The sequence below is a fragment of the Synergistaceae bacterium genome, from assembly GCA_031272035.1.
Classification (GTDB): Bacteria; Synergistota; Synergistia; order Synergistales; family Aminobacteriaceae; genus JAISSA01.
This window is the reverse complement of sequence record JAISUO010000006.1, coordinates 24,008-32,736: the sequence shown is the minus strand read 5'-3', so window position 1 is coordinate 32,736 and position 8,729 is coordinate 24,008. Positions and strand designations below refer to the sequence as shown.

9 protein-coding genes and 1 pseudogene are annotated in these 8,729 nt (G+C 53.7%); 1 reads left to right on the top strand and 9 read right to left on the bottom strand.

Translation table 11 applies throughout. From position 1 onward, the window contains the following. Nucleotides 1–6 precede the first annotated feature (6 nt). The gene (locus tag LBR61_00705) at nucleotides 7–147 is read left to right on the top strand and encodes a hypothetical protein (GenBank protein ID MDR1730589.1); all 141 of its coding nucleotides are present in this window, start codon (nucleotides 7–9) and stop codon (nucleotides 145–147) included. Between the two features lie 107 nt (nucleotides 148–254). On the opposite strand, the gene LBR61_00700 is transcribed toward LBR61_00705, so the two are convergent. From LBR61_00700 to LBR61_00660, 9 genes and pseudogenes are all read right to left on the bottom strand, one after another. After that, nucleotides 255–1,382, bottom strand: a complete 1,128-nt coding sequence (locus tag LBR61_00700) for a chorismate mutase (GenBank protein MDR1730588.1) — start codon at nucleotides 1,380–1,382, stop codon at nucleotides 255–257. Nucleotides 1,383–1,401: 19 nt separating this feature from the next. Next, entirely contained in the window at nucleotides 1,402–2,421 is a 1,020-nt protein-coding gene (aroF, locus tag LBR61_00695; GenBank protein ID MDR1730587.1) for a 3-deoxy-7-phosphoheptulonate synthase, read from the bottom strand. A gap of 287 nt (nucleotides 2,422–2,708) precedes the next feature. After that, nucleotides 2,709–3,335: an aminodeoxychorismate/anthranilate synthase component II gene (locus LBR61_00690; protein ID MDR1730586.1), complete on the bottom strand. Its 627-nt coding sequence runs from the start codon at nucleotides 3,333–3,335 to the stop codon at nucleotides 2,709–2,711. Further along, nucleotides 3,310–4,236 carry an anthranilate synthase component I family protein gene (locus LBR61_00685; protein ID MDR1730585.1) on the bottom strand — a complete coding sequence of 309 codons (927 nt, stop codon included), beginning with the start codon at nucleotides 4,234–4,236 and terminating at the stop codon, nucleotides 3,310–3,312. Before LBR61_00685 ends, LBR61_00690 begins: the two co-directional genes overlap by 26 nt. Nucleotides 4,237–4,302: 66 nt before the next feature. Next, nucleotides 4,303–4,821 (bottom strand): annotated as a pseudogene (locus LBR61_00680) (hypothetical protein). A 34-nt stretch (nucleotides 4,822–4,855) separates the two neighbouring features. Next, nucleotides 4,856–5,818 (bottom strand): ATP-binding cassette domain-containing protein, encoded by a 963-nt coding sequence (locus LBR61_00675; protein ID MDR1730584.1) that lies wholly within the window; start codon nucleotides 5,816–5,818, stop codon nucleotides 4,856–4,858. Then, entirely contained in the window at nucleotides 5,815–6,813 is a 999-nt protein-coding gene (locus LBR61_00670; protein ID MDR1730583.1) for an ABC transporter ATP-binding protein, read from the bottom strand. The genes LBR61_00675 and LBR61_00670 overlap by 4 nt, the downstream gene beginning before the upstream one ends. A gap of 50 nt (nucleotides 6,814–6,863) precedes the next feature. After that, a complete protein-coding gene (locus LBR61_00665; protein ID MDR1730582.1) occupies nucleotides 6,864–7,733 on the bottom strand; it encodes an ABC transporter permease in 870 nt (289 codons plus the stop codon). After that, nucleotides 7,726–8,703: an ABC transporter permease gene (locus LBR61_00660; protein MDR1730581.1), complete on the bottom strand. Its 978-nt coding sequence runs from the start codon at nucleotides 8,701–8,703 to the stop codon at nucleotides 7,726–7,728. Before LBR61_00660 ends, LBR61_00665 begins: the two co-directional genes overlap by 8 nt. Nucleotides 8,704–8,729: the final 26 nt, after the last annotated feature.

Below are 8,729 nucleotides of genomic sequence, written 5' to 3'. Positions count from 1 at the left end.
GTTCCAATCTTCGACTGGCAGGGCAATGCCGTCTACGCCTTTTCTCTGGCAGGCCCCGCCCTGCGCTTCACTGAGGAAAAGGCCCTCGCTCTCATTCCGGAACTTCAGCGAATCTGCGTTGAAATTGCGCATCAGCTCTTCGTCTGACCTGATCATGAGGGATGATACCAATCTGCTTTCAATCAAGCGTTAATAAAGAAGCTATTGGTACGAATCTCCCTTGTGTCTTCAGAACCAAATACCAAAGTCAAAAATCACACGCTTTTATAACAGCCGATGACCTCCAGGTATCTGCAGGAGGCCATTGCCTGTTGCAGGGTCGAGACCATGTCGGCGTTCAGAATATTGCCCTCAAGTTCCGCGAAAAAACGATAACTGTCGGGTCCTGAAGAAGGTCGGGATTCTATTCTTCTCAGGTTGATGCCCTGAGCCATGAAGGGCATCAGCGTTTCACAGAGCGCTCCGGCGCGGTGTTCCGTCGAAAAAGTGATGGAGATGAGGTTGGAGCTTTCGTCGTATTCCGGCGCCGTGGCAATGACGACGAAAGCCGTCCGGTTATCCTCAGAATCCATGACGTCCGAAACGAGCACCGTGAGGTTATGGAGTTGAGCGACGTATTGGGAACCGATGGCCGCGGTTCGGTTGTCATTGGCTTCGGCGGTGATTTTCGCCGCTTCGGCGGTGTCCCGGCAGGCGGTCAGATCCCAGGCGCGGTCTCTCAGAAAATGTCCGCACTGTTTGAAATCGTCAGGATGAGAAAAAACCCTGCGGACGTCTGCAGGTTTTGTTCCCTGAGGAGCCAAAAGACACTGACGAATCTCTATTTCCGTACGTCCGACGATAAAGCAGCCATATTGCCTGAGCAGGTCGTAGGTTTCCCCTATGGCCCCTGTCTGTGAGTTTTCTATGGCGATAACGCCGTAATTCACACGTCCCTCTTTTACAGCGAGGAACACGTCTTCGGGAAGGTCGACCTGCAGACGGGACGCCTCCGGAAAGAGTTTTATCAGGGCCTGTTCGCTCCAGGAGCCGGGCGCTCCCTGAAAGGCACAGGTGACGTTTTCGCGGACGGACGGGCGCGCCGGAAGCAGTAACGACGATGCGCCCTGCAGCATTTGGCTGCGCTGATGTTTTCTCGACAGGGCCAAAATAGAGCGCATCAACAGAGAAATTTCACTTTTCAGCTCTCCGTCTGCAAGGGCGAGGGCGCGCTCCACAACCTCCTGTTCACGATTTTCGTCCAGAATGGCCATGTTTTCTCCAATTTTAACCATCGCCACCTCCCGGGCAATTTTCATCCGTTCCGCGCAAAGCGGTATGAGCTGGCTGTCGATTTCGGTGATGCGCTTACGCAAAGGGTTCAGTCGTTCCCTGCTGATCATTTTATTCTCCTCCATTTTTTTACGCTTCTGAATTTAATTTGAAGTTATGCAGTTTTTTAACTTTTTGCATCAGCTGGTTGAAAAGAAAAGGCGTTATAGCCTGCTGACCGTTACAAAGCGCTTTTTCCGGCTGGTTATGGACTTCGATTGACAGGCCGTCCGCCCCTGCCGCTACCGCTGCCGTCGCCATGGGAACGACAAGGTCCCAGCGTCCCGTTCCGTCCGAGGGGTCCACAATAACCGGCAAATGCGATCTTTTTTTAAGAATCGCCACGGCAGAAAGGTCGAGAGTATTTCGAGTCGCCGTTTCGAAGGTACGAATTCCTCCCTCGCAGAGGACGACCTGGCTTCCTCCGCTTCGGAGAATATAGTCCACTGCCTGCAGCATTTCATCAAGGGTGCAGGAGGGACCTCGCTTCAGAATGACGGGTTTTCCAATTCTGCCCGCTTCCATCAGCAGGGGAAAATTCTGCATATTTTGCGCCCCCACCTGGATGACGTCGACATCCGCCGCGAAAATTTCACAGTGTTCCTGGGATACAATCTCGGTAACGATGGGTAATCCTGTTTTTTCACGGGCAATTTTCAAAAGAGGCAGAGCCTTCAATCCGAGTCCCTGGAATGAATAAGGCGAACTGCGAGGCTTAAAGGCCCCTCCCAGCAAAAAATCCGCACCGGAAAGTTTGACATCCCGCGCGATGGACAGAATCTGTTCCTCGTTTTCCGCTACACAGGGGCCGGCAATGACGGCGAGACTTCCTCCTCCGATTTTTTGACCGCCGGGCAGCTCCACCACGGTATCCTGAGGATGAAAATGCCGACCGGCAAGTTTGTACGGCTCGGAGACTCTGACGATCCGTTCCACATATTCGCGGCGAGTCAGCATATCGACGGGAACAGCGGATATGTCGCCGGCAAGCCCGATCATCCTGGCGGTTTCACCCTGTATTTCCTGAGCCAGAATCTTCTTTTGCGCCATCTCGTTTTTGACAGAATCGATCTGTTCCTGCGTAGCTTCCGGCTTCAGTATGATTATCATTCCAAGCCCCCCGTTAGATATTATTAACTCAATTAAAAAGCCGGGATCCCCTTTCGAATCCCGGCTTTACATTCAATATGTGCTTTGTTGTCCTGTTTTTTTAGCTGCGACAACCCGGGGTCATCAACCCACTGCACAGATCTCCTGCAAACCGAGATCTGTGCTTCTAAAGGAGAACCCCACGACATAAAAGCTGTTTCCCTGAACTGCCGCCTGGTACAACGCCATATCTTCAATACCTCTTCCACCTGTAATGAAATAATTTATAAACCGAAGAAGTCCCTTTGTCAAGATGAAGCCGGAAATTTGAAGTCATCGACTCCGCAGCCGGAGTCAGGCTGTCCGTTTGGGCGCATCTGCAAAAAATTTCGCAAAATTACTTCTCCATACTCGGAGAGAAAGGATTCCGGATGGAACTGCAATCCGAAAATGGCCAATGTTCCATGCGCAATTCCAACGACGTCGTCTTCGCTTCTGGCGATGATGTGGAAGCTTTCAGGAATGTCTTTTTCCAAAACGGTCCAGGAATGATAAAATCCGGCATAAAAGGCGTCTGGCACTCCGTTAAAGAGGTCGGATGCATGTTCTGTTTTGACCAAAGAGCGTTTTCCCTGCATAATTTTTTCCATTTGAGTGCATTTACCGCCGTAAACGGCGCAGATGATTCGATAGCCCAGACAAATTCCCAGAATCGGAATCCGCCCGGCAAAAGTTCTTACAGTATCCATCCCGTTTCCGGCCATTTCCGGTGCGGCGCTTCCTCCGGAGATGATGATATGGGAAGGGGCCATCCTCTGAATATCTTCCATTTCCAGTCGATCATTTCGGACAATTCGAATATCTGAATTTACCTGTCCAGCCAGTTGATAAATATTATTTGCACAGCCGTCATAATTGTCGATCAGGAGAATCATTCTCTTTTCCCTCCGTCGCAAGCCTGATGGCGCCAAGTACGGCTTCCGCTTTGAGCATGCATTCGTTATATTCCTCTTCCGGCACGCTGTCGATGACAATGCCCCCGCCGGCCCTCACGACGAGTTCTCCATCCTTCAGGAAGGCCGACCGGATAAAGACGAAAAAGTCCGCGTCTCCATCCAAACCTGTGTAACCAAACGCGGCTCCGTATATTCCTCTGCGTTCCCGCTCGATTTCGTTGATGACCTCGCAGGACCGGATTTTCGGAGCGCCGGAAACGGCACCGGAGGGCACGATCGCGCCGATAACGTCCAATGCGGTCATGCCCTCTTTCAACGTTCCCGTTACGGTTGTGGCCAAATGCATGACCCGCGAGCAGCGGACGACGTTCAGATACCCACTGACGGCAACGGTACCGATTTTGCTTATATATCCAAATTCATTTCTTGAATCGTCCACCAGCATATTGTGTTCATCCACCGCTTTCGGGTCGGCTCGCAGCGCCTCCTCCCGCGCCCTGTCCTCTTCAGGAGTGGCGCCTCTGGCACAGCTTCCGGCCAAACGCTCCGTCATGACCGTCCCGCCCTGCAGTCTTGCGATCGGCTCGGGCGACGCCATGGCGGCTTCCACATCCTCCGAGGAGAAGTAGCACATGTATCGGGTTGGATCCGTTTTCCGGAGGATATCAAACGTATCGATCAGATTTCCTTCCGCTCTGGCCTTTTTCCCATTCGTAAGCACGATCTGCGCCACGTCGCCCTGACGAATGCGGCGCTTCGCTTTTTCCACCATTTCAATATAAGCGTCTTTTTGATGGATGCTGGAAAATCCGCCCAGCAGACGCAGCGGTTTCCATTCGTTTTTACCTGGCTCAAACGTCTGCTGGAGGAGACGTTCCATATCGTCTAAAATATAGACAGCTTCCTGATAATTTCTTTCCAGTGAACGGGTTGATATATTGCAAATTAAATATAGCAGACGTTCTTTCCAGTCAAATACATACAGTCTGTTAAAAAGCATCAAATCAAAATCACGGAAACCTTCAATATTATCCGTACAAAAATGGCATGAGGGTTCGCTCAGATGGATATATTCATAGGAAAAATATCCCGCAAATCCACCGAAGAAAGGCGGCAGGCCAGGCAGCCTGGGCGCCGTGTTTTGAGCAAGGATATTACGCAGAAAATCAATGGGGGCTTCCGCATCGAAAGAAAAGGAGGTCTGTGCCGTCGTGATCTTCACGGTATGATCCACACAGGAAACCTCCAGCGGGGGCGCGTATCCAATATAGGAATAGCGGCCACGAACCACGTTGCCGAAATCATCGTTGCCCGTATGTTCGAGCATAAACAGCTGATTATTGCGAATTTTTAACTGACGCAGCACATCGACAGGCGACCGGCGGCCTGTTTCAATCGTTTTATAAACGGGAACCAGCTGGTATCCTTTCGCATATTCTCTCAGTTCGGGTAAAGACGGTTTCATTTTCCTGTCCTTTCCAGTGGCTGGCAACACCGCGTCATACTCCCTGGCTGATCTCCCGAACACAGTGGCAGCGCACGAAATGCTTTGGTGTGATCTCCTCCATCTTCGGGTCGTTCACAAAGCAGTCGGGTTTCGCGTCCGTGCATCTCGCGGCAAAGCGGCAGCCGGGCTTCGGGTTTACGGGGGAAGTCACCTCTCCTCTGAGCCGGATGCGCTCACGCTTGCGGTCTGTGTCCGGTACGGGGACCGCCGCGATCAGCGCGCGCGTATAAGGATGGTAACGATGCAGAAACAGCTCTTCCGACGGGGCTTTTTCAACCACCTGGCCAAGATACATGACCATGATGTCGTTGCTGATATATTTGACCACAGACAGATCGTGCGTTATGAAGATATAGGTCAGGCCGATGCTTTCCTGAATATCAAGCATCAGATTGAGTACCTGCGCCTGAATGGACACGTCCAGCGCTGAGACGGGTTCGTCACAAACCACGAATTTCGGATTCAGCACCAGCGCGCGGGCAATCCCGATACGCTGGCGGCGTCCGCCGTCCAGTTCATGGGGGTAGGTGTTGACAAAACGCCTGGACAATCCAACGATGTCCATCATTTCGGAGACGCGTTCCTCGATCTGTGCCCGCGTACAGCCGCCCGCTATCTGCATGGGCTCCGCAATAGTCTGAAACACCGTCATGCGCGGGTTCAGCGAAGAAAAAGGATCCTGAAAAATGATCTGCATTTCTCGCCGCAGTTCAGAAAGTTTTGTACGGCTGACGTTCGTGATGTCCTCGCCGCGGTACAGGATCTGTCCGTCGGTGTTGTCCAGCAGGTGCAGCACCACACGGCCCAGCGTGGATTTACCGCAGCCGGATTCTCCGACCACGCCCAGCGTCTGCCCTTCCTCAATCTGAAAACTCACGCCGTCCACCGCGTGCAGAAAGCCCGCGTTCACCTTAAAATACTTTTTCAGGTTCTTCACTTCGAGTATGATACTCAAGATACCTGCTCCTTCATGCGCCGTGGCTGCAGACAACGGCAACAGTGTCCGGGCGATATTTCCCTCAGCTGAACCGCCGCCTCTTCGCAGGCCGTCGAGCGGCGGGAACAGCGCGGCGCAAATTTGCAGCCCTCCGGAAGAGCCGTCGGGTCGGGCATAAGGCCGGGAATCAGCTTCAGGCGCCTGCTTTTGGACGTCAGGTCGGGCAACGATTCGAACAACCCGATTGTATAGGGATGCGCCATATGTTTGAAGATGTCGCGCGCGCTGCCAATTTCAACGATTTCGCCCGCGTAGATGATCGCGACCTCGTCGCACATCTCCGCGACGACGCCAAGATCGTGGGTGATCAGGATCATGGAGGTTCCGAGCTGTTCCCTGAGTTCGTTCATCATGTCCAGCACCTGCGCCTGAATCGTCACGTCAAGCGCCGTGGTGGGCTCGTCCGCGATCAGCAGCTCGGGAGAACAGGCAAGGGCTATGGCGATGACCACGCGTTGTTTCATGCCCCCTGAGAACTGATGGGGGTATTCGACGCCGCGTTCTCCGGGAATGCCCACCATTTTGAGAATTTCCACCGTGCGGAGAAACGCTTCCTTCCTGCTGATTTTCGAATGCAGACGAATGACCTCGGCGATCTGGTCTCCGACGGTGTCGATCGGGTTCAGCGCGGTCATGGGATCCTGGAATATCATGGAAATCTGTTTGCCGCGGACGCTCCGCATGGCGATTTCGCTCTTTTTATACAGATCCTCTCCGCCGAACAGCACGGTGCCGCTCGTCACGCGCCCCTGAGGCTTCGGCAAAAGCCTGAGAATTCCTTTGGCAATGGTCGTTTTACCCGCGCCCGTTTCACCGACGAGGCCGAGCGTATGGCCCTTTGGGAGCGAGAAGCTGACGTCATTGACGGCGTAACAGGTACCGAGGTCCTTTGTTACGTATGTAATGCTCAGATTCCTGATTTCTAAAATGTTTTCGCTCATCGATTGATTCATAATGGAGCCCTCTGATCCGTCAGTCTTTCCCATCAGTCTTTTCCGTCAGTTCAGTCTTTCCACCGCGGATCCATGGCGTCGCGCAGGCCGTCGCCCATGAGGTTGAGGGCGAGCACGACCAGCGCAATGGCAATTCCCGGGAACGTGACCATATAAGCATGATCGAGAATATACACGCGTGCGGCGGAAAGCATGGCTCCCCACTCCGGAAACGGCGGCTGCACGCCAAGACCGAGGAAGCTCAGGGAGGCGGCCATGGTAATGGCGTTACCCACGCCCATGGTTACCTGCACGATGATCGGGCTGAGCACGTTGGGCAGAATGTGCCGCAAAATAATGCGAGAGTCCCTGGCGTCAATGGCAAAGGCCGCTTCCACAAATTCCTGATTCCGTATCGACAGAATCGGTCCGCGTACCGCCTGTGCGTAACGCGGGATCGTCGCGACGGTCACGGCAATTACGGCGCCTTTGATGCCGGTACCGATCATGGCGGATATGGCGATGGCAAGAAGCGTCTGCGGCAGAGCCATAAACACGTCGAGAATACGCATAATTGTGTTATCGGTCCGCCTGCCGTAGAAGGCGGCGACAGCGCCGAGGACGACGCCGACGGCAGCGGCTACCGATGCCGAAAAGAAGCCGACCATCAGCGAGATGCGTCCGCCGTAGAGCAGGCGGCTGAAAATATCGCGGCCAAGGTTGTCCGTTCCGCACAGGAACTCTCTGCAGGGCGCCGTAAACTTGCGTGTGATGTCCTGCGCGTCATAATTATAGGGAGCGATTACCGGCGCCATCAGACAGAGTATGATCACTGAGGCCAGCACCACCATGCCGAATACCGCTATGGGCTTGCGCAGATAACGCCCCATGACCTCGCCAAACATGCTCCTCCGTTTTATACGGATCGTTTCCCTATTCATGTGCGGTTTCCTCTCCGGTCTTTCTCTTTTTCCGGGATTTTCCGGTAAACTGCGCCTTGATGCGAGGGTCAAACCAGGCATAAAGAAGATCGACCAGCAGGTTGACCAAACTGAAACTCACAGCCAGAAGAAGGACGCTGCCGCGCACCAGCGGATAATCGCGCGTAGTGATGGCATTTACCATAAGACTTCCCAGCCCGGGGATGGAAAACACCTGTTCGGTGACCACGGCGCCGCAGAGCGCAATGCCGAATGTGCTGCCCGCGGCGGTGATGATGGGAATGAGCGCGTTCCGAAAAACATGATGATAGGTGATGACGCGCTCCTTCTGACCTTTGGCGCGGGCGGTGACGACATAGTCCTGCCGAATGCAGTCCAGCATACTCGAACGCGTTGTGCGCATGAGGCTGGCGGTGAAGGTGAGGCCCATGGTCATTGCGGGCAAAACGATATATTTTGGGCCATACCATCCGGAAACGGGAAACCATTTCAAATCCACCGCAAACCACAGGATCAGCAGGAGACCGAGCCAGAATATGGGCATCGAAACACCGGCCATGCCAAAAATGCGAAGAACGCTGTCAACCCACGTGCTTTGACGGTTGGCGGCCAAAATCCCCAGCAGCACTCCCAGCAGCATGGCGGTGGCGCAGGTTGCGATGGCAAGCAGGAAAGTCGTGGGAAAGCGTTCGAGCAAAGACACCGTAACGTTCCTGCCCGTTTTGTAGGAGACGCCAAAATCGCCCCGAAAAACAAGTCGATACATGTACTTTCCAAATTGCTCCGGAAACGGCTTGTCCAGATCGCGCGCGGCGCGCCATTGGGCGAGTTGCTCCGCCGACGCCTGATCGCCGAGAACCACGGTCGCCGGATCGCCCGGCGTAAAATACATCATCGTAAAAATCAAAAAAGCCACGCCAATCAGCACAGGAATCAACGACAAAAGCCGTTTCAAAAAATACCGGAGCATTTCATTTAAAACCTCTGCCTGTTCCG

Bases quoted from the DNA above. Each gene is read 5' to 3' on its own strand.
- LBR61_00665 (MDR1730582.1), bottom strand. From the start codon at position 7,733: ATGAATAGGGAAACGATCCGTATAAAACGGAGGAGCATGTTTGGCGAG.
- LBR61_00685 (MDR1730585.1), bottom strand. From the start codon at position 4,236: ATGGAACGTCTCCTCCAGCAGACGTTTGAGCCAGGTAAAAACGAATGG.
- LBR61_00690 (MDR1730586.1), bottom strand. From the start codon at position 3,335: ATGATTCTCCTGATCGACAATTATGACGGCTGTGCAAATAATATTTAT.
- aroF (MDR1730587.1), bottom strand. From the start codon at position 2,421: ATGATAATCATACTGAAGCCGGAAGCTACGCAGGAACAGATCGATTCT.
- LBR61_00670 (MDR1730583.1), bottom strand. From the start codon at position 6,813: ATGAATCAATCGATGAGCGAAAACATTTTAGAAATCAGGAATCTGAGC.
- LBR61_00660 (MDR1730581.1), bottom strand. From the start codon at position 8,703: ATGCTCCGGTATTTTTTGAAACGGCTTTTGTCGTTGATTCCTGTGCTG.
- LBR61_00700 (MDR1730588.1), bottom strand. From the start codon at position 1,382: ATGATCAGCAGGGAACGACTGAACCCTTTGCGTAAGCGCATCACCGAA.